At 66.9% G+C, this 24,913-nt stretch carries 21 protein-coding genes; 15 read left to right on the top strand and 6 right to left on the bottom strand.

Going from position 1 to position 24,913, the window contains the following annotated elements; all coding sequences use genetic code 11:
- Positions 1 to 25: 25 nt before the first annotated feature.
- Positions 26 to 1,699, bottom strand: coding sequence for a D-alanyl-D-alanine carboxypeptidase (locus tag Mspo_RS05475; RefSeq protein WP_159727605.1), 1,674 nt, complete (start codon positions 1,697 to 1,699; stop codon positions 26 to 28).
- 269 nt (positions 1,700 to 1,968) lie between these two features.
- Between Mspo_RS05475 and Mspo_RS05480 the strand changes: the two genes are divergently transcribed.
- From Mspo_RS05480 to lipA, 4 genes are all read left to right on the top strand, one after another.
- A complete protein-coding gene (locus tag Mspo_RS05480) occupies positions 1,969 to 2,310 on the top strand; it encodes a phasin family protein (protein WP_159727607.1) in 342 nt (113 codons plus the stop codon).
- Positions 2,311 to 2,626: 316 nt separating this feature from the next.
- Positions 2,627 to 6,094: a DNA polymerase III subunit alpha gene (dnaE, locus tag Mspo_RS05485; protein WP_159727609.1), complete on the top strand. Its 3,468-nt coding sequence runs from the start codon at positions 2,627 to 2,629 to the stop codon at positions 6,092 to 6,094.
- Positions 6,095 to 6,369: 275 nt separating this feature from the next.
- Positions 6,370 to 6,711, top strand: a complete 342-nt coding sequence (locus tag Mspo_RS05490; protein ID WP_159727611.1) for a GlsB/YeaQ/YmgE family stress response membrane protein — start codon at positions 6,370 to 6,372, stop codon at positions 6,709 to 6,711.
- A gap of 26 nt (positions 6,712 to 6,737) precedes the next feature.
- On the top strand, positions 6,738 to 7,712 hold the full coding sequence (gene lipA / locus Mspo_RS05495) for a lipoyl synthase (protein WP_159727613.1): 975 nt from the start codon (positions 6,738 to 6,740) through the stop codon (positions 7,710 to 7,712).
- Here lipA and Mspo_RS05500 read toward each other — a convergent pair.
- The gene (locus Mspo_RS05500) at positions 7,639 to 8,043 is read right to left on the bottom strand and encodes a DUF488 domain-containing protein (RefSeq protein ID WP_159727615.1); all 405 of its coding nucleotides are present in this window, start codon (positions 8,041 to 8,043) and stop codon (positions 7,639 to 7,641) included. The two genes, lipA and Mspo_RS05500, sit on opposite strands and share 74 nt — an antisense overlap.
- Before the next feature lie 129 nt (positions 8,044 to 8,172).
- On the opposite strand from Mspo_RS05500, the gene Mspo_RS05505 reads away from it, so the two are divergent.
- Positions 8,173 to 8,643, top strand: a complete 471-nt coding sequence (locus Mspo_RS05505; protein WP_159727617.1) for a type II toxin-antitoxin system RatA family toxin — start codon at positions 8,173 to 8,175, stop codon at positions 8,641 to 8,643.
- On the opposite strand, the gene Mspo_RS05510 is transcribed toward Mspo_RS05505, so the two are convergent.
- From Mspo_RS05510 to Mspo_RS05520, 3 genes are all read right to left on the bottom strand, one after another.
- On the bottom strand, positions 8,628 to 9,128 hold the full coding sequence (locus Mspo_RS05510; protein WP_159727618.1) for a CinA family protein: 501 nt from the start codon (positions 9,126 to 9,128) through the stop codon (positions 8,628 to 8,630). The two genes, Mspo_RS05505 and Mspo_RS05510, sit on opposite strands and share 16 nt — an antisense overlap.
- A gap of 69 nt (positions 9,129 to 9,197) precedes the next feature.
- The gene (locus Mspo_RS05515; RefSeq protein WP_159727619.1) at positions 9,198 to 11,003 is read right to left on the bottom strand and encodes a methyl-accepting chemotaxis protein; all 1,806 of its coding nucleotides are present in this window, start codon (positions 11,001 to 11,003) and stop codon (positions 9,198 to 9,200) included.
- 144 nt (positions 11,004 to 11,147) lie between these two features.
- Positions 11,148 to 12,350 carry a bifunctional 2-C-methyl-D-erythritol 4-phosphate cytidylyltransferase/2-C-methyl-D-erythritol 2,4-cyclodiphosphate synthase gene (locus Mspo_RS05520; RefSeq protein ID WP_159727621.1) on the bottom strand — a complete coding sequence of 401 codons (1,203 nt, stop codon included), beginning with the start codon at positions 12,348 to 12,350 and terminating at the stop codon, positions 11,148 to 11,150.
- Positions 12,351 to 12,497: 147 nt separating this feature from the next.
- Between Mspo_RS05520 and dusB the strand changes: the two genes are divergently transcribed.
- The 10 genes from dusB (at position 12,498) to Mspo_RS05570 (ending at position 23,773) form a co-directional block, all read left to right on the top strand.
- Positions 12,498 to 13,496: a tRNA dihydrouridine synthase DusB gene (dusB, locus tag Mspo_RS05525; RefSeq protein ID WP_159727623.1), complete on the top strand. Its 999-nt coding sequence runs from the start codon at positions 12,498 to 12,500 to the stop codon at positions 13,494 to 13,496.
- Between the two features lie 58 nt (positions 13,497 to 13,554).
- Positions 13,555 to 14,754, top strand: coding sequence for a nitrogen regulation protein NR(II) (locus Mspo_RS05530; protein ID WP_159727625.1), 1,200 nt, complete (start codon positions 13,555 to 13,557; stop codon positions 14,752 to 14,754).
- A 58-nt stretch (positions 14,755 to 14,812) separates the two neighbouring features.
- Entirely contained in the window at positions 14,813 to 16,291 is a 1,479-nt protein-coding gene (gene ntrC / locus Mspo_RS05535) for a nitrogen regulation protein NR(I) (RefSeq protein WP_159727627.1), read from the top strand.
- Positions 16,292 to 16,498: 207 nt separating this feature from the next.
- Entirely contained in the window at positions 16,499 to 16,723 is a 225-nt protein-coding gene (locus Mspo_RS05540) for a hypothetical protein (RefSeq protein WP_159727629.1), read from the top strand.
- Positions 16,724 to 16,989: 266 nt separating this feature from the next.
- Positions 16,990 to 19,236 carry a PAS domain-containing sensor histidine kinase gene (locus tag Mspo_RS05545; protein WP_244613163.1) on the top strand — a complete coding sequence of 749 codons (2,247 nt, stop codon included), beginning with the start codon at positions 16,990 to 16,992 and terminating at the stop codon, positions 19,234 to 19,236.
- Positions 19,237 to 19,248: 12 nt separating this feature from the next.
- Positions 19,249 to 20,613, top strand: coding sequence for a sigma-54 dependent transcriptional regulator (locus Mspo_RS05550; protein WP_159727702.1), 1,365 nt, complete (start codon positions 19,249 to 19,251; stop codon positions 20,611 to 20,613).
- Between the two features lie 263 nt (positions 20,614 to 20,876).
- Complete coding sequence (hfq, locus tag Mspo_RS05555) at positions 20,877 to 21,146, top strand: RNA chaperone Hfq (RefSeq protein ID WP_159727633.1); 270 nt, start codon at positions 20,877 to 20,879, stop codon at positions 21,144 to 21,146.
- A gap of 129 nt (positions 21,147 to 21,275) precedes the next feature.
- Positions 21,276 to 22,664, top strand: a complete 1,389-nt coding sequence (gene hflX, locus Mspo_RS05560) for a GTPase HflX (protein ID WP_159727635.1) — start codon at positions 21,276 to 21,278, stop codon at positions 22,662 to 22,664.
- Positions 22,665 to 22,782: 118 nt separating this feature from the next.
- Entirely contained in the window at positions 22,783 to 23,109 is a 327-nt protein-coding gene (locus Mspo_RS05565) for a multidrug efflux SMR transporter (protein WP_159727637.1), read from the top strand.
- A 10-nt stretch (positions 23,110 to 23,119) separates the two neighbouring features.
- Positions 23,120 to 23,773 carry a glutathione S-transferase gene (locus tag Mspo_RS05570; protein ID WP_159727639.1) on the top strand — a complete coding sequence of 218 codons (654 nt, stop codon included), beginning with the start codon at positions 23,120 to 23,122 and terminating at the stop codon, positions 23,771 to 23,773.
- 27 nt (positions 23,774 to 23,800) lie between these two features.
- On the opposite strand, the gene mazG is transcribed toward Mspo_RS05570, so the two are convergent.
- Complete coding sequence (mazG, locus tag Mspo_RS05575; RefSeq protein WP_159727641.1) at positions 23,801 to 24,613, bottom strand: nucleoside triphosphate pyrophosphohydrolase; 813 nt, start codon at positions 24,611 to 24,613, stop codon at positions 23,801 to 23,803.
- Positions 24,614 to 24,913: the final 300 nt, after the last annotated feature.

Genomic DNA, 24,913 nt, shown 5'->3' on the forward strand with positions numbered 1-24,913 from the left:
TGTTCTCGAAAATGGAATTTCAGGATCAATTCTTGGTCGCGAAACAGGAGAAGCCGGAGCGCTTGAGGGCGCGACAGGCGGTTTCCGCGGCTTTCTCCTCGAGCCCGGCGAAGCGGGCGCGGTAGAGCGTCTCCCTTCCTTTCTGCACCTTCTCGGTAAAGGCTTTGGCGGTGGCCGGCACGCCCTTGGCGCGCGCGCGAGAGAGGAGCTGCTGGGCCTTCTCGGCGTCGTCGGTGGCGCCGATCTGAATCATCCAGCCCGAATGGATCGGGCGCGCCTGCTCGGCCTTGGGCAGCTCGGCGCGGTCGTTGCGGGCGACGAGCGTGCGATCGGTCTCCGCGCGCGGCAGGGCGGCGGGCGTCGTCGCCGCGGCGGATTTCGCCCCATGTCCGGCCTTGGCGGCCGTCGAGCCGTCGGCGGTCGCCCGAACCCCGTCGTGGCGCGACGCGGGCTCGGCTTGGCGCCGCGCGCCGCGCTCGGGCGCGGGCTCCGCGGCCTTGTGGCCGCCGGCGACGAAGGCCGGCCGGATCTTCTCGTGCTCTGGCGTCGGGACCGAAAGCATGGGCGCGGCGGAGGCGAGCGCGAGCGGCGCGGCGGCGCGCGGCGCCGGGCCCGCGGGAGCCGAAATCGCGGCGGCGACGGCCGGCGTCTCGTCTTTGTCCTCCTCGGCCGGCTCCTTGCGGGCGGCCGGGACGGGAGCGGGCTCGGCCTCGGTGATGGCGCGGGCGGTGCGGACCTGCGCGCCATCGTCGATATGCCGGGCGAGGAGACCGGCCATGACGCGATCGCGGGCGGCGGCGGTGCGTCCGCCCATCACGACGGCGACGATGTGACGGCCGTCGCGCCGCACCGAGGTCAGCAGATTGAAGCCGGACGCATGGGTGTAGCCGGTCTTGATGCCGTCGACGCCGCGGATCTGGCCGAGCAGATGATTGTGATTGCGGTGCGACTGGCCGCGCCAGACGAAGGCGTGGGTCGAGAAATAGCGATAGAAGCGCGGGAAGCGGTCCTGGATCGCGCGGCCGAGCACGGCGAGATCATGCGCCGTGGTGATCTGCTCGTCATTGGGCAGGCCGGAGGCGTTGGCGTAATGCGTCCGCGTCATGCCGAGCTGACGGGCCTTGCGGGTCATCATCTCGGCAAAGGTCTCCTCGTCGCCGGCGATGTTCTCGGCGATCGCCGCGGCGATGTCATTGGCCGATTTGGTGACGACGGCCTTGATGGCGCTGTCGACGTCGATCGTCTGGCCGGGCGCGAGGCCGAGCTTGGTCGGCGCCTGCGCCGCCGCATGGGCGGAGATGACGAGCGGCGAATCGAGCCGCAGCCGGCCCTTCTCGAGCTGCTCGAACAGAAGATAGAGCGTCATCACCTTGGTGACGGAGGCCGGGTGGCGCAGCTCATGCTCGTTGCGGGCATAGAGCGTGCGGCCGCTATTGGCGTCGACGACGATCGCGGCGAAGGCCGGACCGCCGCCCTCGGAATGTCCGCGCCGCGCCGCATGGGCGAGATGAGCGCCGCCGCGGCGATGATGCGCCGCATGGTGGATGAAGGCGTGGCGCGCGTGATAGCCGCGTCCGGAATGATGGCGTCTGGCCTCGGCGGGAGCGGAGAAGAACGCCAATGAGACCGATAGTATCGCGGCCAGCGCTGCCACCCACTTCCAACTTTCGAGCCCGCCGGCGACGCCACGCTTCGTCATCTGTCCCGATCCCGTTCGACTTGTCCGCTTCATGCGCGTTCGGCGGCCCGTCGAGCGGGAGCGTTGCCGAAAAGTCACATGATTACAATGTTAGCTATCCGAGGTTACCCCCTGGTTAAGGCAAAAGCGGCTCGGGAATGTGGTTTTGCGCCGCAACATTCTTATTGACTTCGATTGTGCAACGCATATAAGTTTGTTTCCGTCAACTGAGCGCATGGCGTCCGCCAAGGGGCGAGGTCCGAAACGCGCTCGATACGAGGACGAGACCGATGGTTGCCACTTTCGAAAGCGTTCAGCAGCTGGGCAAGGAGCAATTCGAAGCGGTGTCCGCGGCGGCGGCGGCCCTCACCAAGGGCTGGCAGACGATAGCGGCGGAGACGACCGACTATTCGAAGAAGTCCTTCGAAAAGAGCCGCCTCCTCGCCGAAAAGCTGATCGGCGTCAAGAAGATCGACGAGGCGATCCAGCTGCAGTCGGATTTCGCCAAGGGCGCGTATGAAGACTTCGTCGCCGAGGCGACCAAGCTCGGAGAGCTCTATTCCAGCCTCGCGAAGGAAGCGTTCAAGCCGGTCGAAGTGGCCGCGACCAAAGTCTATTCCGCGGGCGAGTGAGCCGCCGGCTCCACGCGTCCTCGACACGAGTTCAGCAAAAGTCGGGCGGAGCGTGATCCGCCCGGCTTTTTGCGTCTTTAGAGCGCTTCCAGCCGAAGTGGACGCCGGTTCGGCGTTGGAAGCGCGTCAAAACAAAAGCTTAGAATCTTTCTATGTTTCAATGAAACATGGAAAGACTCTAAGCCTTTGGCGCCGCGGTAGAGTCGCGAAGCCTGTGCGTAAACGGCGCAGGCCGCGACGAGCGCGTTGCTAATCTCGACGCTGCGGCGCGATATGGCCTCCGCAAGACGAAAGGGCGTTCGAGGAGGCGGCCGAAATGAGCGCGATCGACGAGGTCGGCTTCGTTCATCTTCACGTCCACACGGCATTTTCGCTGCGCGAAGGCGCGTTGACGCTGTCCCGGCTCATCGATCTGGCCCAGAAGGACCAGATGCCGGCGCTCGCTGTGACCGACACGGATAATTTGTTCGGCGCGCTGGAGTTTTCCGAGAAGGCGGCGAAGGCCGGCGTCCAGCCGATCCCCGGCGTTCAGCTCACCGTGGATTTCGGCGACGGCGCGCAGAACGCCGCTGGTCCTTCGGACGGGCGCGGCCATATCGTTCTGCTCGCCCAGTCGGAGCGAGGCTACGCCAATCTGATGCGGCTCGCCTCGCGCGCCTATCTCGGTCCGCAGCTCGGCGACGCCGCCCATGTCTCGCTCGCAGGTCTCGCCGAGAGCAGCGAAGGGTTGATCGCGCTGACCGGCGGCTCGGAGGGCGCGATCGATGCGCTTTTCGCCAAAGGCCGGCCGGAGCAGGCGCGCGCGCGGCTCGAGGCGCTGGCGCCGCTCTTCGACGGCCGTCTCTATGTCGAGATCCAGCGCCACGGCCTGGAGCCTCAGCGGCGGGCCGAGCCGCAATTGCTCGATCTCGCCTATCGGCGCGGTCTGCCGCTCGTCGCCGCCAACGAGCCTTTCTTCGCGACGGCGCATGATTTCGAGGCGCATGACGCGCTGCTCTGCATCGCCGAGGGAACGGTGACCAGCGTCGCCGAGCGCCGGCGGCTCTCGCCGCAGCATTATTTCAAGACTCGCCAGGAGATGCGCGAGCTCTTCGCCGATCTGCGCGAGGCGACGGATTCGACCGTCGAGATCGCGCGGCGCATCGCCTTCCGGCCGCTGACGCGCAAGCCGATCATGCCGCGCTTCATGCTGGAAGGAGAGGGGGGAGGGGAGTCCCTCGAGGCGATCGAGGCGCGCGAGCTGCGTCGCCAAGCGAGAAAAGGACTGGAGGAGCGTCTCGTCGCTCAGCCGCCGGCGCAGGGCCAGACGCGCGACGCTTATGACGCAAGGCTCGAATTCGAGCTCGACGTCATCGAGAAGATGCGCTTTCCGGGCTACTTCCTGATCGTCTCGGACTTCATCAAATATGCGAAATCGCAGGGAATTCCTGTCGGGCCGGGGCGCGGCTCGGGCGCCGGCTCGCTGGTCGCCTATGCGCTGACCATCACCGATCTCGATCCTTTGCGTTTCGGCCTCTTCTTCGAGCGATTCCTCAATCCCGAGCGCATGTCCATGCCGGATTTCGACGTGGACTTCTGCCAGACCCGCCGCGGCGAGGTCATCGATTATGTCCGCGAGCGCTATGGCGCGGAGAAGGTGGCGCAGATCATCACCTTCGGCTCCTTTCTCGCCCGCGGCGTGCTGCGCAGCGTCGGCCGCGTGCTGGAAATGCCGCTCGGCCAAGTGGATAAGCTCGCCAAGCTGGTGCCCCAAAACCCGGCCAAGCCGGTGACGCTGGCCGAGGCCGTCGCCGGCGAGCAGAAATTGCGCGAGGCCATCGCCGAGGACGAGAAGGTCGCCCGCCTCTTCAAAATCGCCGGCGCGCTCGAGGGGCTCTATTCCAACGCCTCGACTCACGCCGCCGGCGTCGTCATCGGCGACCGGCCGCTCGATCAGCTGGTGCCGCTCTATCGCGACCCCAAATCCGACATGCCGGCGACCCAGTTCAATATGAAATGGGTGGAGCCCGCCGGCCTCATCAAATTCGACTTCCTCGGCCTCAAGACGCTGACGGTGCTGGCGACCGCCGTCGATCTGGTGCGCCGGCGCGCGCCCGATTTCGATCTTTCCGCCATTCCGCTCGACGATAAAGAGACTTACGCGATGCTCGGGCGCGGCGAGACGGTCGGCGTGTTCCAGCTGGAAAGCGCCGGCATGCGCAAGGCGCTGGTCGAGATGCACGCCGACCATTTCGAGGACATCATCGCCCTCGTCGCGCTCTACCGGCCGGGGCCGATGGCCAATATCCCGACCTATTGCGCCGTGAAGCTCGGCGACGAGGAGCCGGACTATATCCATCCCAAGATCGAGCACATCTTAAAGGAGACGTTCGGCGTCATCATCTACCAAGAGCAGGTGATGCAGATCGCCCAGGCGCTGTCCGGCTATTCGCTGGGCGAGGCCGATCTGCTCCGCCGCGCCATGGGCAAGAAGATCAAGGCGGAGATGGACGCTCAGCGCGAGCGCTTCGTCAGCGGCGCGGTGGAGAGGGGGCTCGCCGCGGCCAAGGCCAGCGAAATATTCGATCTGCTCGCGAAATTCGCCGATTACGGCTTCAACAAGAGCCATGCGGCGGCCTACGCCCTCATCGCCTATCAGACGGCCTGGTTCAAAGCGCATTATCCGGTCGAGTTCCTCGCCGCCTCCATGACGCTGGACAAGGGCAACACCGACAAGCTGGCCGAATTCCGCAATGAGGCGCGGCGCCTCGGCATAGCGGTCGAGCCGCCCTCCATCCGCCGCTCGGGCGTCGATTTCGACGTCGCTCCGGGAGCGGACGGCGAGCTCGCCATTCGCTATGCGCTCTCCGCGGTGAAGGGCGTCGGCGAGGGCCAGGCGGAAGCGATCGTGCGCGTGCGGGGAGCCGAGCCTTTCCGCAGCCTGTCGGACTTCGCCCGCAGGATCAATCCGCGCGAGGTCAACAAGAAGGTTCTGGAGAATCTCGCCTGCTGCGGCGCCTTCGACGAGCTGGACCAGGACCGCGCCCGCGTGGTCGGCGCGATCGAGACGATCCTCGCCTGCGCCAATCGCTGCGCCGAGGATCGGCAGGCGGGACAGAACGCGCTCTTCGGCGGGGCCGAGGCCGAGGAGGAGCTGGTCCTGCCCAAGACACAGCCCTGGACCGCGTCGGAGAAGCTGAAACGCGAATTCGACGCGGCCGGCTTTTTCCTCTCCGGCCATCCGCTCGACGCCTATGCGGGCGTGCTCGGCCGGCTGCGCTTGACGCGCTGGGCCGAGTTCACCGCCGCGGTGAAGCGTGGCGCGAGCGCCGGGCGGCTCGCCGCCGTCGTGCTCGACCGCGCCGAGCGGCGGACCAAATCGGGCTCCAAAATGGGCGTGGTCCAGCTCTCCGACGACAGCGGGCAATATGAAGCGATCCTGTTCCAGGAGGGGCTCAACCAATATCGCGACCTCCTGGAGAAGGGCGCGACCGTGCTGGTGACGCTGACGGCCGCGCTCGAGGGCGAGGATGTGCGGGCGCGCATCACCGAGGCGCAGCCGCTCGCAGCCGCGGCGGCGAAGGCCCAGAAGGGGCTGCGGATATTCCTGCGGGACGCCTTGCCGCTCGACGCGCTGAAGTCGCGGCTGGCGGCGCGGGGCGAAGGCGAGGTGTCGATCGTCGTGGCGCTGGAGCATATGGCGAGCGAGGTGGAGATCAAGCTGCCGGGCGGCTATTCGGTCTCCGCCGATGTCGCCGGCGCGCTGAAAACGATCCCTGGCGTGATCGCCGTGGAGCATGTCTAGAGACTCTAGACTTTTGACGCGTTTCCAACGCCGAACCGGCATCCACGGCTGGAACGCGCTAGCGCCCGAGGCGGCCGAGAAGAAGGCTCGTGTCTCACATTAGGTAATTCTATCTAATTATTGGAGTTATGAGATAAATTCATTCACCTGAGACTTTACTTGTAAATTCCCTTCGCAGCCTGCGACGCTGCGCCTCTTCTGGCGCGCGGGCGGCGCGCTTATCTTATCTGACGGTCGCCGCGAAAGGCGGCGCCGCTTCGATCGAGGATGCGGGAATGGACGAGGCGATCGGCTTTCTCGGCAGGTTCGACGGCGGCTTCCTGGCCCTCGCTGTCATCGGCGCTCTCGCCGGCTGGCTCGTCGGATCGTTCCTGCGGGCGTCCGACGCGCTCTTCTCCGATATGGCGATCGGCGTCGTGGGGGCGTGGTTCGGCGCGCAATTCGCCGACTTCTGCGGGCTCGCCGCCGCCGGCTCGATCGGCCGTTTCCTCGCCGGCCTCCTCGGGTCCATAATCATCATCCCGCTCTGGCGCCGAGTCGACGGCGAGGCCCGTCGGCAGGGCTTCGGATCGCGGCCTCGCGCGCCCTTCTCGCCGGGCGATAAATCGAGGCGTTAGGCATCGCCGAGGCGTAAGGCATCGCTATGACCGTCCTGCTCGATCTCCTCCACGACGACCCGCGCAAGCGCGGCGCGGCCGCCGCCCGCCATCCGGAAAAGGCGCATCGGCCGGACACGCCGGTCGCGCGCAAGCCGGAATGGATTCGCGTCAAGGCGCCGGGCTCGGCCGCCTGGCGCGAGACCAGCGCGATCCTGCGCGGCGGCGGCCTCTCGACCGTCTGTCAGGAGGCCTCCTGTCCCAATATCGGCGAGTGCTGGGAGCAGAAGCACGCGACCTTCCTCGTCATGGGCTCGGTCTGCACGCGCGCCTGCGCCTTCTGCAATGTGGCGACCGGCCTTCCGGCGCCGCTCGATCCGGCCGAGCCCGAGAAGGTGGCGGAGGCGACGGCCAAGCTCGGCCTCTCGCATGTCGTCGTCACCTCGGTCGACCGCGACGATCTCGAGGACGGCGGGGCCGGGCACATCGCCGAGACGATACGGGCGATTCGCCTCGCCTGTCCGACGACGACGATCGAGGTGCTGACCCCCGACTTCCTGCGCAAGGACGGCGCGCTGGAAAAAATCGTCGCCGCGCGGCCGGATGTGTTCAACCATAATCTCGAGACCGTGCCGTCGCTCTATGTGACGGTGCGGCCGGGCGCCCGCTATTTCCATTCGCTGCGGCTCTTGCAGCGGGCGAAGGAGCTCGACGCCTCGATCTTCACCAAATCCGGCCTGATGGTCGGGCTCGGCGAAGAGAGGAACGAAATTCTCCAAGTGATGGATGATCTGCGCGTGGCAGAGGTGGATTTCCTCACCATCGGCCAATATCTGCAGCCGACCCGCAAGCATCACGAGGTCGTGCGCTTCTTGACGCCGCAGGAGTTCGCGTCCCTCGCGACCATCGCCTACGCCAAGGGCTTTGCGATGGTCTCCGCTTCGCCGCTCACCCGCTCCTCGCACCATGCGGGCGCCGATTTCGAGCGGCTGCGGGCGAAACGGCTCGGCGCGTCTCGATGATCTCCGCGAGCGCGGCGGCGTTGTTCATCGCCGGCTCGCGCGAGGCGAAGAGCAGCGTCACCACTTTGTCGCGGCCGAGCGCGCGCAGACGCTTCAGCTCCTCGGGGCAGGTCTCGCGCAGCTCACGCGCGTAACGCTCCTTGAACTCCAGCCAGCGCTGCGGCGAATGGCCGTACCAGCGGCGCAGCGCATCGCTCGGCGCGACGCGGCGATCCCATTCGTCCAGCGCGGCTTTCTCTTTCGTGAGGCCGCGCGGCCACAGTCGGTCGACCAATATGCGCAGGCCGTCCTCATTGCTCGCCGGCTCGAAGGCGCGCTTGATCTTGAACATCTCTTTCCTCTGTGTCGCGCGTTCCCGGCCGAACGCTCCCTGGGCGCGACATAGGGCGGGAGCGGCTCTCGTCCTGCGGGCGAAAAGGCCGTTTTCCGGACTTCCGCAATAGTGGTAATAGCTTCGCCCATGAAGAGCTTTCGCAACCGCCGCCGCGTGAATTTCCGCGCCGACGACATGTTCGCCCTGGTCAAGGACGTCGAATCCTATCCGAAATTCGTGCCCCTCTGCGAGGCGCTGCGCGTGCGCCGCCGCAGCACGACGGAGGAGGGCGTCGAGGTCATCGTCGCGGAGATGCAGGTGGGATTCAAGGCGATCTGCGAGCGCTTCGCCAGCCGCGTCACCTGCGATCCGGGCAAGCGCGAGATTCTCGTCGAATATATCGACGGCCCGTTCAAAAAGCTCGAGAACCGCTGGACTTTCGCCGACGAGCCGCCGGGGCCGGACGGCGCGCCGCGCTCCGTCGTCGACTTCTACATCAATTACGAGTTCAAGAGCCGCACGCTCGGCCTCGTGATGGGGGCGATGTTCGATTCCGCCTTCCACAAATATGCGGACGCTTTCGTCAAGCGCGCCGGCGAGGTCTATGGCCGCCGCTGAGCCGCGGCGATCAGGAGCTCCAGAGCCTGGCGGACGGAGGCTTCGCGGATCGCCTCGCGCGCCTGTGGCCCGAAGCGGCGTTCCACATGCTCGACGCCGCCCCCCTTGCGCAGGCAGGCGAAATGGACGAGCCCGACGGGCTTTTCGGCGCTGCCGCCGCCGGGACCGGCGATCCCGGTGACGGCGACCGCTATATCGGCGAAGGAGCGCTCCACCGCGCCATTGGCCATGGCCCGCGCCGTCTCGGCGCTGACGGCGCCGTATAAATCGACAGTCTCGCGGGGAACGCCGAGCATCTCCACCTTGGCCGCGTTGGAATAGGTGACGAAGCCGCGGTCGAAGGCGTCCGACGAGCCGGGAATTTCGGTGATCGCCCCGGCGACGAGTCCGCCGGTGCAGGATTCCGCCGTCGCGAGGCGCAGCTTTTGCGCGCGGCAGAGGTCGAGGAGCCGCTCGGCGAGGCGGGGCAGGTCGGGGGAGGGCATGGCCGTCGCGCTCCGGGATGGCTGGCGGCCGAGCATAGTCCTGCTCTCGGCCCCCTCAAAGCGTCGCTTTCAGGCCGCCTGCGACTCGCGGCGCGCGGCGATGCGCAGTCGGCCGACCTGGGCGATGAGCTCCCGCGTGCGTTCCGCGAGGGTGGCGCTCGCGCCCGACGAGCGCGCCGCGATCGCGGCGTTCTCGCGCGTCGCCTTGTCGATCTCGCCGATCGTCAGACAGACCCGGCCGAGGCTCGCCGACTGCTCCTTCGCCGCCGCCGCGACCTCCGCCACCAGAGCGTCGGTCGCCGCCGTCAGCTCGGTCACTTCCGTCAATGCGCGGCTCGTCTCGTTCACGAGGCCGACGCCTCGCTTCACCTGCGCCTGAGCGGTCGAGACGAGCTGGCCGATCTCCTTCGCCGCCTGCAGAGAGCGCTGGGCGAGCGAGCGCACTTCCGAGGCGACCACCGCAAATCCGCGCCCCGCCTCGCCGCTGCGCGCCGCCTCGACGCCGGCGTTGAGCGCGAGCAGATTGGTCTGGAAGGCGATTTCGTCGATGATATCGACGATCTGGCCGATCTGTCCGGACGACGCCTCGATCGCGCTCATCGCCCCGATCGATTCTCGAAGGATGTCGCCGCCGCGCCGCGCGCTCCCGCTCGCGCGCAGAACCAGCTCGCGAACCTCGGCCGTCGTCTCCGCGGTCCGGCCGATCGCGGCCGTCGAATGATCCAGATCGGCGGTCGCTTTTTCGAGATCGACGGCCTGCCGCTCGCTGCGATCGGCGAGACGGCCGGCGACATCGGCGGCCTCCGCCGTTCCGTCGAGAACAGATCGCGAATTCGTCGCGACCGCCGCGATGGCGTGGCGCAGCTTTTCGACCGCCTGATTGAAATCGTGACGTAGCGCTTCGTATTCGGGCGCGAACGCCTCGTCGATCCGGTAAGTGAGCTCGCCGTGGGAGAGCTGCTCGAGCCCTCGCGCCAGCGCGGCGACGACCGCCGCCTGCTTCTCGGCCGCGCGGCGGCGTTCCCCCTCGGCCGTCTCGCGCAGCTCGGCGGTGGCATATCGTTGCGCCTCGGTCTCCTGCTCGAGCCGGCGCTTCTCCCGCGCCGCGGCCTCGAAGGCGCGCAACGCCCGCGCCATGTCCCCGATCTCGTCTCGCCGCTCGATGTAAGGGACGCTCTCGCCCAAATCTTCTTCCGCGGCGCGCTTCATCGCGCCCGCGATCGTGGCGAGCGGGCGGCGGATCTGCGTCGCGACGATCCAGACGGCGGCGAGCAGCGCGAGGGTCGTCGCGATCGCCGGGACGGCGAGCGTCAGCATCTCGTCCCGGCCGCGCCGGGCTTCCTGCGCGCGCCTGTCGGCCGCGAGGAGATCGAGCGTCGCGCGCGCGAAGCTCTCCATTTCCGCGACCATTCGTTCGCGATTGGCGACCGTCGCCTCGTCATTGGCCTGCACCAGCGCCGCCTTGGGCGAGATCGTGAGACCGAGCTCCACAGTGTCGTTCTGATAGGCGATGAATTCTTGGACGGCGAGCGCAATGCGCGTCTTGCGGTCGTCCGGAATCCGATCGCCGGCGCGGGCGAAGAACGCGTCGCTCGCGAGTCGAAGCTCGTCGAGCGTCCGACGCAGCGTCCCGAGCTTTCGCTCGACCTCCTCCTTGCTCTCGGAAGAAAAGACCGAATTGGCGACGATCGCCGAATGCTGGACGGATTGGGCGAGGCTGCGGGCCCGGAGCGCGAAGTCGTAGGCCGCTTCGACCTCGTCGCTCTGGCGCGCATGAAGGCGCGATTGCCAGAAGGAGAAGACGGACAGGCCGAGGGCGAGGACGCCGAGCAGCGCGATGACGCCGCCGAGCTTGCTTGCGATGCTCGATTTCATTTCGTGGAACGCCGGATAGGGAAACGACGCGGCATCATCTGGCCGGCGCCCTTTCCAAATGGCTAATTTTGAACGACTAAGCGTTTATTTTCGCGTGACGAATTTGTGACGCCTGCGGCGGCGCGCGTAATTTCGAGACCCTCGTCAACGAAAAGGCAGCCTCACCGTCGCGAGCGCCAGCGCCGCCATGCCCTCCTGGCGGCCGGTAAACCCCAGGCGCTCCGAGGTCGTCGCCTTCACCGCCACGCGGTCGATGTCGATCTCCATGATCTTGGCGAGGCTCTCGCGTATCGCGTCGCGATGTGGGCCGACCTTCGGCGCTTCGCAGACGATGGTCGCATCGACATGGGCGATGAGTCCGCCGCGCTCGCGCACGCGCTTCGCCGCGAAGGCGAGGAAGATGGAGGAAGGCGCGCCCTTCCATTGCTGGTCCGAGGGCGGAAAATGCTTGCCGATGTCGCCGTCGGCGAGCGCGCCGAGCAGCGCGTCGGTGATGGCGTGGGAGAGCACGTCGGCGTCCGAATGGCCGGCGAGCCCATGGCTGTGCGGCACCGGGACGCCGCCGAGCCAGACCTCGGCGCCGGGGCCGAAGGCGTGAACGTCATAGCCCTGGCCGGTGCGAATATCGGAGAGGTCGCCCAGCAGCCTGTCTCGAGCGCGCAAGAAATCCTCCGGCGTGGTGAGCTTGAAATTGGCGGGATCGCCCGCGAACACATGAACCTCGTGTCCGGCCGCCTCGGCGACCATGCCGTCGTCGGTGAGCTCGGCCCCGCCGCGTCCGGCGACGAGCCGATGCGCCGCGAGGATCAGCGGAAAAACGAAAGCCTGCGGCGTCTGCACGAAACGCAGGCTCGCGCGGTCGGGCGTCGCCGTCACCACGCCGCGCGTGTCGATCTGCTTGACCGTATCGGCGAGCGGCAGGCCCGGCACGGCGGCGCCATGGGCGCGCGCCGCCTCGATCGCCCGCCCGACGAGAGCGGCGTCGGCGAAGGGCCTGGCCGCATCCTGGATCAGGACGATGTCGGGGGCGGGCGAGAGGGCGGCGAGCGCCTCGAGGCCATTGCGAACGCTCTGCTGGCGGGTCGCTCCTCCGATCGCAGGCGCGAGGAGGCGCGACCGCGCGCTTTCCGAGAGCTCGGCCGAGCTCGCGCCATAAAGCGCGGCGTCGTCGGCGTGGATCGCGACGAGAAGGGCGGCCTGCGGCGCGGCGGCGTGCATGGACTCGAGCGTATGGGCGAGCACAGACTTGCCGAGAAGCGGACGATATTGTTTTGGAAGGCCGTCGCCCGCCCGCACGCCGCGGCCCGCGGCGACGGTGAGGATCGCTATGGTCGAGGAAGAGCTCATATTCGGTTCCTCTCCCGCTTTTTCGCTTTCGCGTCAAATTCGACGAATCTCGGGGATGTACGCATTGCGTACGTATGTTCGGCTGCATATAGTGTAGGCACGATGACAACTGATGAAATTATAGGCGAGACCATAGGAGCCGCGCCTTTGCGCATCGGTTCGCTTCATCTCGAGGGACGCGCGCTGCTCGCCCCCATGGCCGGCGTGACCGATCTCGCCATGCGGCGGATCGCAATGCGCTTCGGCGCGTCCGCGGCGGTCGGCGAAATGGTCGGCGCGAGCGCCCTCGCGCGCGGGGATGTGGAAGCCCGCCAGAGGCTGGACGGCGGCGGCCTCGATGCGCATATCGTGCAGATCGCGGCGCGCGATCCGGCCGGCATGGCGGAGACGGCGCGCCGCGCCGAAGCCGCCGGAGCCAAGCTCATCGACATCAACATGGGGTGTCCCTGCAAGCGCGTGACCGGCGGCCTCGCCGGCGCGGCGCTGATGCGCGAGCCCGTCCTCGCGGCCGAGTTGGCGCGCGCCGCCGTCGGCGCGGTTTCGGTTCCGGTCAGCGTCAAAATGCGGCTCGGCTGGGATGATTCTTGCCGCAACGCCGCCGAGCTGGCGCGGCTGGTCGAGGCCGAGGGCGCGGCCATGGTCACGGTGCACGGCCGCACGCGCGCGCAATTCTACGAGGGCAGGGCGGATTGGCGGGCGATCGCCGAGGTCAAGGCCGCCGTCAAAATTCCCGTCGTCGCCAATGGCGATTGCGCCTCGCCGCGGGACGCCGCCGCAATGCTCGCCTCGTCCGGCGCCGATGCGGTAATGGTCGGACGGGCGGCGCTGGGGCGGCCCTGGCTCGTCGGCGATATCGCCTATTTTCTGGCGACCGGCCGGCGTCGCGCCGCGCCTTCCGCCGCGGCGCGGCTCGAGGCGGCGCTCGACCATCTGGACGGCCTGCTCGCCGCCATGGGCTCCGGCGCCGGCCTTCGCCACGCGCGCAAGCATCTTTCCGCCTATGCCGAGCGGGCGGAGGGAGACGCGAAGACGCGCGCCCGTCTCAGGGCGGCGCTCGTCGCCTCGTCCTCGGCGGAGGAAGTCCGCGGACTTCTGAGCCGATTGTTCTCGCTCGAGCCGGCGACGCCGGCTCCGGCTCGTTCCTGACGGTCAAGTCCCAGCGGATCGGCGCGCGCCGCGCCGGATGAGAGTTCGAGGTGTCGAAATGCCGGCAGAGTCCAATTCGCAACGCCGCAAGAGCGCGCCGCCCCCCGTCGGCGCGCGGCTGCGCGTCATCGCCGATAACAATCGCGCCTGCATATTGGAGGCGCTGCCCAATGTGATACTGGCGATCCGCCCGGACGGGGTGATCGTCGACGCCAACGCCGCCGCCGAGGCGTTTTTCGAGATCGGCAAACCCATCCTCATCGGACAGGAGCTCGGCCGTCTCGTGCCTTTCGGCTCGCCGCTGCTGGCGCTCATCGAGCAGGTGCGCGAGCGCGGCGCGGCGATCAACGAATATCGCATCGACCTCGGCCGCCCCGGAATGGAGGGCGAGAGGCGCGTCGATGTGCATTGCGCGCCGCTGCCCGAAAGCGACGGCGGCGTGCTGGTCGTGCTGCAAGAGCGAACAATTGCCGATAAAATAGACAGGCAGCTGACCCATAGGGGGGCGGCGCGCACTGTTTCTGGGCTCGCCTCCATGCTGGCGCATGAGATCAAGAATCCGCTGTCGGGCATACGCGGAGCGGCGCAATTGCTGGAGAGCTCGGTCGGCGACGCCGATCGTGCGCTGACGCGGCTCATCTGCGAGGAGACGGACCGCATCGTCCGCCTCGTCGACCGGATGGAGGTGTTCTCCGACTCGCGCCCGCCGGAGCGCGAGAAGGTCAATATTCACGTCGTTCTCGACCATGTGAAGCGCGTCGCCCGCAGCGGCTTCGCCCGCCACATTCGCTTCATCGAGAATTACGACCCCTCGCTGCCGCCGGTCGCCGCCAATCGCGATCAGCTCGTCCAGGTGTTCCTCAATCTGGTGAAGAACGCCGCCGAGGCGATCGGCGACGCGATCGACGGCGAGATCGAGCTCTCCACCGCCTTTCGGCCGGGGGTGAGCCTGCGCGCGATCGGCGAGAAGCGCCCGGTCGGCCTGCCGCTCGAATTCTGCGTGCGCGACAATGGCCGCGGCGTGCCCGAGGACATAGCCGCGCATTTGTTCGATCCTTTCGTCACCACCAAGACTTCCGGAACTGGCCTCGGACTTGCACTAGTGGCCAAGATCGTCAATGACCACGGCGGCATCGTCGAATGCGAATCCCACCCGAGGCGAACCACATTCCGTATCCTCATGCCGATGTATCGCAACAAGGACGAGGAGAAGCGAGCGGACGAACGACGAGCCAGAAAGCAACCCGCCGCCGAGTGAGCGGAGACGACGCGAAGAGAGCGCCGCTCGCAAGAACGATCTGCTGGAGAAAAATCCGATGACCCACGGCGAGATTCTGGTCGCCGACGACGACGCCGCGATCAGGACTGTGGTGGCGCAGGCGCTGTCGCGCGCCGGCTATGAGGTGCGCACCACCGGAACCGCCGCGACCTTGTGGCGCTGGGTGCAATCGGGCGAGGGCGATCTCGTCGTCACCGATGTGGTGATGCCGGACGAGAACGCCTTCGAGCTGCTGCCGCGCATCAAGAAGCTGCGTCCCGATCTGCCCATCATCGTGATGAGCGCGCAGAACACTTTCATGACCGCGATCCGCGCCTCCGAGCGCGGCGCCTATGACTATCTGCCCAAGCCCTTCGATCTCAAGGAGCTCGTCGGCATCGTCGGCCGCGCCATGGCGGAGCCGCGCAAGAAGAGCGAGGCCGACGGGCCGGACGAGATGGAGGGCATGCCCCTCGTCGGCCGCTCGCAGGCGATGCAGGAGATCTATCGTTCGCTCGCGCGGCTGATGCAGACCGACCTGACCGTGATGATCAACGGCGAATCAGGCACCGGCAAGGAGCTCGTCGCCCGCGCGCTGCACGACTATGGCAAGCGCAAGAAGGGCCCCTTCGTCGCCATCAACATGGCCGCCATTCCGCGCGATCTCATCGAGAGCGAGCTGTTCGGCCATGAGAAGGGCTCTTTCACCGGCGCCAATCAGCGCTCCATCGGCCGTTTCGAGCAGGCCGAGGGCGGCACGCTTTTCCTCGACGAGATCGGCGACATGCCGATGGAGGCGCAGACGCGCCTTCTGCGCGTGCTGCAGCAGGGCGAATATACGACCGTCGGCGGCCGCACGCCGATCAAGACCAATGTCCGCATCATCGCCGCGACCAATAAGGACCTGCGCGCGCTGATCCAGCAGGGCCTCTTCCGCGAGGACCTCTATTTCCGCCTGAACGTCGTGCCGCTGCGGCTGCCGCCGCTGCGCGAGCGCTCGGAGGACATCCCCGACCTCGTGCATCATTTCTTCAAGGTCGCCGCGAGCGAGGGCCTGCCGCAGAAATATATCGAGCAGGCGGCGCTCGACCGCATGAAGCGCTACCGCTGGCCGGGCAATATCCGCGAGCTGGAGAATCTCATCCGCCGCCTCGCGGCGCTGCATCCGCAGGAGGTCATCACCGAGCAGGTGGTGGAGCTCGAGCTCGAGCACGAGATGCGGCAAGCGTCCCCCGGCGATCGCGGCGCTCAGCCGACGACGATCATGGCGGACCTTCCGTCCGACAAGGATTTGACGCTCTCCACCTCGGTCGAGCAGCATCTCGCCAAGCTCTTCCGCGACCATGGCGACCGCCTGCCGCCGCCCGGCCTCTATCATCGCGTCATCCGCGAGATCGAGGTGCCGCTGATCTCCGCCGCGCTCGCCGCGACACGGGGCAATCAGATCAAGGCCGCGGAGCTGCTCGGCCTCAACCGCAACACGCTGCGCAAGAAGGTCAATGATCTCGACATCCGCCTGATGCGCTCGCCGCGGTGAGGAGCGGGGTCACCTGAACCGAAAGGGCGTCGTCCGGTAGGCCGACGGCCCGGGAATCGAGTGTCACGATACGAAATTCGGGCTGTTGCTCTGGCCCCTCCATTTCGGCGGCCTTCGAGGCTCGCACGGCCGCGCGAAGCCCTATTATTGGAGTCGCGCGCCACGTCCCGCTATGATGCGCGTCGCTGCGCAGCAGGAGTTCGACTCGTGACCCGTCTGCTCGACCAGGCTTTCGCGTCCATCCAGAAACTGCCCGACCCCGTGCAGGACGATCTCGCGCGCCTCCTCCTCGAGATCGCGGACAGCGAGACGCAACGCATAGAATTGACTCCGGACGAAGAGAGCGCCTTGGCGGAAGCTCTGGGGGAGGTCGAGCGGGGCGAACTCGCCTCCGACGAGGCGATGCGCGCTCTCTGGGCCAAATATGAGTGATGCGGCTTCGCTTTACCGCTCGGGCGGCGGCGCAGATCGACGCCGCGCTCTCCTATGTGGCAGAGCGCTCCCCTCGCGGGCGAGGAATGTCCGCATTAGGCTCCAGACCATTCTGACGCTGCTGAGCGTCGTGGCGTGGATGGCCGCGACAAGCGCAGCCATGACGCTGGAAACATGTCTGCTCGTTAACCTGAATTCGGAACCCTGAGACGCCCGAGGGGCCGCATTGCCTCTCCGCGCACCACGACCTATACAGGCGCATGTCCATGGCGGGAGAGATTCCGGCGCCTGCGCCGCCGGCCGCGCCCGGTAAAAGGTCCTGGCGCCTGTGGTTCGGGCCGATCGCGGTCGTCGCCGCCGTCGCCTGCGCGCTCGCCACTTTCTTCGTCATGGCCGAGCTCGCGCCGGTGGCGCCGACCAGCGACGTCGTTTACCCTCTGTTCTTCGCCGACGCGGTCGCGCTGGTCCTGCTCGCCACTCTGGTGCTCGTCAAGGCCGGCTCGCTCATCAGCTCCTGGCGGCGCGGCGAGGCGGCGGCGGGCCTCCACATCCGCATCGTCGGCTTCTTCTCCGTGCTGGCGCTGACGCCGGCGATCATTCTCGCCATCGTCGGCTCGGTGACGCTGGAGCGCGCGCTGAACCCGCAATTCCTCGCCATGGTGAAGACCTCGGTCCACAGCACGGCGGAGGCGGCGCGCGTGTTTCGCGAGACGCAATGCCGCTCGCTGCTGCAGGAGGCGCAGCTCTCGGCCTCCGACCTCGATCGCGCCCGCGCCATGTTCAACGCCGATCGCGGCCTGTTCCACGAATTCTTCGTCTCGCGCGCGCGTTTCCTCGGCTTTTCCGTGGCGGCGATCGTCAAGACGGACGGCCAGATATTGGAGCGCGTCGATGTGACGGCCGACGGCTCGGCGATCGTCGTCGCGCCGCCGGCCGCGGATTTCGAGGATGCGCGCAAGGGCGAGCCGCTCTGCCTCGTCATCGACGACGGGCGCACTTTCGTCGCGCTGCGGCCGCTGTCGACCTTCCCGGACACATTCCTCTATGTGACGCGTCCGGTCGATCCCTTCGGCGTGCAGTTCCCGGAGCAGGCGGCGAGCCTCATCGCCACCTATGACACTTTCGAGGCCTATCGCGGCGCGGTGAAGAAGGCCTTCACCGTGATGTATGCGCTGCTCGCCACCATCATGCTGCTCTCGGCCGTGTGGGTCGGCCTCGATTTCGTCGACCGTCTCGTCGCGCCGATCCGCGCGCTGATCGCCGCGACCGACCAGGTGTCGGCCGGCAATCTCGACGTGCGCGTCGAGGTCGAGCGCTCGCATGGCGATCTCGCCCGCCTCGGCTCCGTCTTCAACAATATGACCAGCGAGATCGAGCAGCAGCAGAGCCGCCTCGTCGCCGCCAATCGCCAGAACGAGGAGCGGCGCTTGTTCACCGAGGCGGTGCTCTCGGGCGTTCCGGCCGCCGTCATCGGCGTGGATGCGGAGGGACGGATCAATGTGCTGAACCGCTCGGCGGAAGAGCTGCTCGTCGGCGCCGCCGGACGGGACGGCGCTGCGGCGGCGATCGGCGCGCGCGCGGCCGAGGCGCTCCCCGAGATCGCGCCCATTCTCGCCGACGCCGAGGAGGCCTTCCCGCGCGCGATCCAGACTCAGATCAACATAAGGCGCGGCGCCAAGGAGCTGACGCTCGCCGTCCGCGTCACCTCGGCGAGCACGCAGCAGGGCGGCGCGGATTTCGTCGTCACGCTCGACGACATCACCGATCTCGTCACCGCGCAGCGCACCTCCGCCTGGGCGGATGTCGCGCGGCGCATCGCCCATGAGATCAAAAATCCGCTGACGCCGATCCAGCTCTCCGCCGAGCGGCTGAAACGCAAATACGGCAAGCACATCACCGTCGAGCGCGACGTCTTCGACCAATGCACGGACACGATCGTGCGCCAAGTCGACGACATCAAGCGCATGGTCGACGAATTCGCCTCCTTCGCCCGCATGCCCAAGGCGCGGCCGGAGCGCGACGATCTCTGCGACTGCATGCGCCAGGCTTTCTTCCTGACGCGCGTCGCCCATAACGACGTCGAAATGAAGCTGACCCTGCCGGAGACGCCGGTTTTCGCCGTCTTCGATCGGCGACTTTTGTCGCAGGCGCTCACCAATATCGTGAAGAACGCCGCCGAGGGCATCGCCGCCCGCGAGGACGCCGCCACGCTCGACGTCAAGAAGATCGAGATCAGCCTCGGCGTGCGCGATCATATGGCGGAGATCGACGTCGTCGACAATGGCAAGGGCTTCCCGGTCTTCAACCGGCAGCGCCTGCTCGAGCCTTATATGACGACGCGGGCCGAGGGCACGGGGCTCGGCCTGCCTATTGTCGCCAAGATCATCGAGGACCATGGCGGGCGACTCGAATTGCTCGACGCGCCCTCCGGGACCGGCGCCTGCGTGCGCCTGTTCATTCCGCTCGGCGAGGCCGCCTCGGCGGCGGGAGAGGCGCAGGCGCGGACTTCGTGAATGGTGAGGCAGATGGTCAGCGACATACTCATCGTCGACGACGAGGAAGATATCAGAGAGCTCGTCGCGGGGATTCTCGGCGACGAGGGCCATGGGGCGCGCACCGCCAAGGACGCCGATGGCGCGCTCGCGGCCATAGAGCAACGCCGCCCGCATCTCGTCTTCCTCGACATTTGGCTGCAGGGCTCGCGCCTCGACGGGATGCAGCTGCTGGAGATCATTCAGAAGCAGCACAAAGGCCTGCCGGTGGTGATGATCTCCGGCCACGGCAATATCGAGACGGCGGTGAGCGCCATAAAGCTCGGCGCCTATGACTTCATCGAGAAGCCGTTCAAGGCCGATCGCCTGGTGCTCGTCGCCGAGCGCGCGCTCGAGGCCTCGCATCTGCGCCGCGAATTGAGCGCGCTGCGCCAGCGCGCCGGCGCCTCGGACCGCATCGTCGGCGGCTCCTTTGCGGCGCATCAGCTGCAGCAGGTCATCGCGCGCGTCGCCCCGGTCAATTCGCGCGTGCTCATCACCGGCCAGCCGGGCTCCGGCAAGGAGCTCGCCGCCCGCTGCATCCATGCGGCTTCGCAGCGCGCGAGCGGCCCCTTCGTCGTCATCAATGCGGCGACGATCACGCCGGAAAATATGGAGAGCGAGCTTTTCGGCGTGGAGGGCGCCGACGGGACCCGCAAGATCGGCGCGCTCGAAGAGGCCCATGGCGGCACGCTCTTCCTCGACGAGATCGCCGACATGCCCAAGGACACGCAGGCGAAAATCCTGCGCGTTCTCGTCGAGCAGAATTTTCAGCGCGTCGGCGGGACGACACGCGTCGAGGTCGACGTGCGCATCATCTCCTCCTCGGCGCGCGACCTCGCCTCGGCGATCGAGGAGGGGACGCTGCGCGAGGACCTCTTCCATCGCCTCTCCGTGGTGCCGATCCGCATTCCATCGCTCGCCGAGCGACGCGAGGACATCCCCGAGCTCATCGAATATTTCATGGAGCAGGTGTCGGCGACCTCCGGCATGCCGCGCCGCAAGATCAGCGGGGACGCGCTCGCCGTGATGCAATTGCACGACTGGCCGGGCAACATCCGCCAGCTGCGCAACAATGTGGAGCGGCTGATGATTCTGACCGCCGGCGACGCCGCGGCGGAAATCTCGGCCGAAATGCTGCCCTCGGAGATCGGCCAGCTCGTCCCCTCGACGCCGGCCGGCGTGCGCGGCGAGAAGCTGATGAGCCTGCCGCTGCGCGAGGCGCGCGAAGTGTTCGAGCGAGAATATCTGATCGCTCAGCTCAATCGCTTCAGCAACAACATTTCCCGCACGGCGGAATTCATCGGAATGGAGCGTTCGGCGCTCCATCGCAAGTTGAAGTCGCTCGCCATCGAATGAGGCGACAAATCTCGCCGATACAAGGCCTTGCGAAAAATTCCTATTGGCTCTGCGGCGGTTTGGCTCTAGTTGATGGGCTTCGTCTCGTCGTAAACTCGTCGAAACAACGGGCTAGAGAAACGGAATAGGAGGCCTTTCGCCGCATGAGGGAGTTGCGTCTTGCGCATTGCGCCGCCGCAGTCTCTAATGTGCGGTCGGATGGCTATGGACCGATAAGAGCGACGCAAATCGCCCCGATAACGAAAAACAGAACAGGATAGCCGATGTCCTCCGAACGCGCGCAGAATCTCCAGGATACCTTTTTGAATTACGTGAGGAAGAACAAAGTCCCGCTCACGATTTTTCTGGTCAATGGCGTGAAATTGCAGGGTATCGTGACTTGGTTCGACAACTTCTGCCTCTTGCTGCGCCGCGATGGGCATTCGCAGCTCGTCTACAAACATGCGATCTCGACGATCATGCCCGGTCATCCGATCCATATGTTCGAGCCGGGAGAAGAAGGCGCGGAGCCCGCGCCGGAGCGCCATCGCTGAGCAGGATCGAGGAGAGGCGGACAAACGAGGAGGGGCGGACTCGCTCCTTCGGCCGGAGTCCTGTAAAAAACAACTGATGCTGACGATGCGCGGCGCCTTGCCGGCGCCTCGTCCAGCGCCGAGGTCGGGTTGAGCGAAAAGAAGTCAGCCTTCGATGACCGCACGGCCGCAGCGCCGACGCGCGCGCTCGTGGTCGGCCCCTATCCGGCGCGGGCGCGGGGCGCCGAATCCACGGGGCAGGGGGCCGGGCGCGACGCCGCCTCGAGGCTCGGCGAGGCCGTCGGCCTCGCCGAGGCGATCGATCTCGACATCGTCGGCGAGATCGCCGTTTCGCTGCATGAGCTGCGGCCAGCCACCTATCTCGGCAAAGGCAAGGTCGAGGAGATCGCCGAGACGGTGAAAGCCGCCGAGGCGGAGCTCGTCACCATGGACTGCCAGCTCTCGCCCGTGCAGCAGCGCAATCTCGAAAAAGCCTGGGGCGCCAAGGTCATCGACCGCACAGGGCTGATCCTCGAGATATTCGGCCGCCGCGCCCGCACCAAGGAGGGCGCGCTGCAGGTCGAGCTCGCCCATCTCGCCTATCAGAAGTCGCGCCTCGTGCGCAGCTGGACCCATCTCGAGCGCCAGCGCGGCGGCTTCGGCTTCCTCGGCGGCCCCGGCGAGACGCAGATCGAGACCGACCGCCGCCTCATCGAGGAACGCATGGCCCGCATCGAGCGCGACCTCGAGCAGGTGAAGCGCACGCGCGGCTTGCATCGCAAGAAGCGCCGCGAGGTTCCCTATCCCGTCGTCGCGCTCGTCGGCTACACCAACGCCGGCAAATCGACCTTGTTCAACCGCCTGACCAAGGCCGGCGTGCTGGCCGAGGACATGCTGTTCGCGACGCTCGATCCGACGCTGCGGCAGATCCGCCTGCCGCATGGCTCGAAGGTTCTGCTCTCGGACACGGTCGGCTTCATCTCCGATCTGCCGACCATGCTGATCTCGGCCTTTCGCGCCACGCTCGAAGAGGTGACGCTCGCCGATGTCATCCTGCATGTGCGCGACGTCTCGCATGAGGATTGGGAGGCGCAGGCCGGCGACGTCGAGGCGATCCTCGCCGAGCTCGGGCTTTCCGGCGAGGCGGGAACGCGCATTCTCGAGGTCTGGAACAAGATCGACGCGCTCGATCCCGATCGTCTCGCGGCGATGCGCGTCGCCGCGCGCGGCAAGAAGGGAGTCGACAGGCCCTCGCTCGTCTCGGCGTTGACCGGGGAGGGGCTCGATTCCCTGCTCGACCGCATAGAGACGCGCCTCGCGGAAGGGCGCGTGCAGCTCGAGGTCGAGCTCGATCCGGCCGACGGCGCCGGCGCCGCTTGGCTGCACGCCCATGCCGAGGTGCTGGACCGGCAGACGCTGCCGGACGGAAGAGCGCGGCTCGTCGTGCGCGTCGCGCCCGAACGTTTCGACAGTGTGACGCGCCGCTATCCGCAGGCCGAAGTTCGCGCGCAAACGCCGGCGCGGCGGCGCGCGCGCTAGCGTCTTTTGTTTCGACGCGCTTCCAACGCCGAACCGGCGTCCACTTCGGCTGGAAACGCTCTGATTTCGTTTCGGCCCGTCTCGCGCCCGTGAAGCCCCGAAAGCAGCGGATCGGATCATGGATCGAATTTATCTGGTGATCGCCATTCTGTCCGAGGTCGTCGGCACCTCTGCGCTCAAGGCCAGCGAAGCCTTCTCGAAGCCTCTGCCGTCGATCGTCGTCGTCATCGGCTATTGTGTGTCCTTCTTTCTGCTGTCGCTCGCGCTGCGCAGCATTCCGGTCGCCGTGGCCTATGCGATATGGTCCGGCGTCGGCCAGGCGCTGATCGCCGTCGTCGCCTGGTTCGCGTTTCGCCAGACGCTCAACGCCGGAGAAATGGCCGGAATGGGCCTCATCATCGCCGGCGTCGTCTTGCTGAGTCTCTTTTCCCAGACGACCCATTGAGGATTTTTTGATGACTTTCTCTCTGCTCATCGGCAACAAGGCCTATTCGTCCTGGTCGCTGCGGCCCTGGCTGCTGCTGAAGCAGTTCGGCATTCCCTTCGAGGAGACCTTGGTTCCGCTCTATGGACCGGAGTCCAAGGAAAAGCTCCTCGCCTTCTCGCCGGCGGGAAAGGCGCCGGCGCTGCGCTGCGACGACAGTCTCGTCTGGGATTCGCTCGCCATCGTCGAATTCGTCGCCGAGCGCTATCCCGATCTCGCGATCTGGCCGCGCGACCCGGCGGCGCGCGCCCTGGCGCGCTCGCTCGCCGCGGAAATGCATTCGGGTTTCACGGCGATGCGCGGCGAGTTCCCCACCAATTTCCGCCGCCCGCCGCGCCCGGTCGGAGCGCCGAGCCCGGCGGCGGCGGCCGACATAGCGCGCATAGACGCCGCTTGGCGCGACGCACGCGCGCGCTTTGGTTCAGAGGGGCTGTTTCTGTTCGGCGCCTTTTCGGCGGCGGACGCCATGTTCGCGCCGGTCGTCTGCCGTTTCTCGACCTATGTCCTCGATGTCTCGACACAGGCGCAGGATTACATGCGCGCGATCGAGACGCTTCCGGCCTATCGGGAATGGGTGGAGAGCGGGCGCGCCGAGCCCTGGGTTCTCGAGAAATTCGAGCAGTGAGTCGAGGCGCCGCTCATACGACGCGGCTCATTCGCGTTCGGCGATTTTGGCCGCCTGCCACAATGCTTCCATCTCGTCGAGCGTCGATTCCCGCGGGCTCGCTCCCTTTTCCGCGAGCGCGCGCTCGATGAAACGGAAGCGCCGCTCGAATTTGGCGTTGGCGCCGCGCAGCGCCTGCTCGGGGTCGGCCCCGACGTGCCGCGCCAGATTGGCGACGGCGAAGAGAAGATCGCCGATCTCCGCGGCGAGGGCGGGCGAGGGGGCTCCGGCCTCCAGCTCCTCCTCCACTTCACGGGTCTCCTCGCGGATCTTCTCCAGCACCAGCCGGGCGTCGGCCCAGTCGAAGCCGACCTTGCCGGCCTTCTCCTGCAGCTTGACCGCGCGCGTCAGAGCGGGCAGGGCCGGGGGCACGCCGTCGAGAAGTCCCTGCGCCTCCTCGAGGCCGCGCCGCTCGGCGCGGAGCTGTTTCTCACGCGCCTTGATCTCGGCCCATTGAATCGAGACGTCTTCCGCGGTGGCGGCGCTCTTGTCGCCGAACACATGCGGATGGCGGCGGACGAGCTTGTCGGAAATGGCCTCGACGACGTCGGCGAAGGCGAAAGCCCCGGCCTCCTCGGCCAATCGGGAATGGAAGACGACCTGCAGCAACAGATCGCCGAGCTCCTCGCGCAGATCGCCGAGATCGCCGCGCTCGATAGCGTCGACGACTTCATAGGCCTCTTCGAGCGTATAGGGCGCGATGCTGCCGAAATCCTGCTCGAGGTCCCAAGGGCAGCCGCTTCCGGGCGTCCGCAGAGCCGCCATTATGCCGATGAGACGGGCGACCCGTTCCTCAGCCATCGATCAGCTCCGCTGGTTCGCGCAAGAGGGCGAAGCGTGAGCGACGCGTTGTTTTGACGCAGTGGAGCACGCGAAAAAAGGCGAGGAGTTCGAGGCGCTTTGCTCTAACATGAGTGCCGGATCTCGACTGCGCCCTCGGTCTACCGCCCTCCGCAGTCGATCCGAGGGTCCGGGGCCTTGGTGCGCCTTGCAAACGACAGCGCCTCGGACCCGACTTGCGCATCCGAGGCGTTGAAAGGATTTCTGTTCGACGACAGGCGCGTCGCCGCAAGTCGTGTCCGACTTGCGGCTTTCGATTTC

Origin of the sequence: Methylosinus sp. Ce-a6 (assembly GCF_009811655.1) — a bacterium.
Taxonomy (GTDB): Bacteria; Pseudomonadota; Alphaproteobacteria; order Rhizobiales; family Beijerinckiaceae; genus Methylosinus.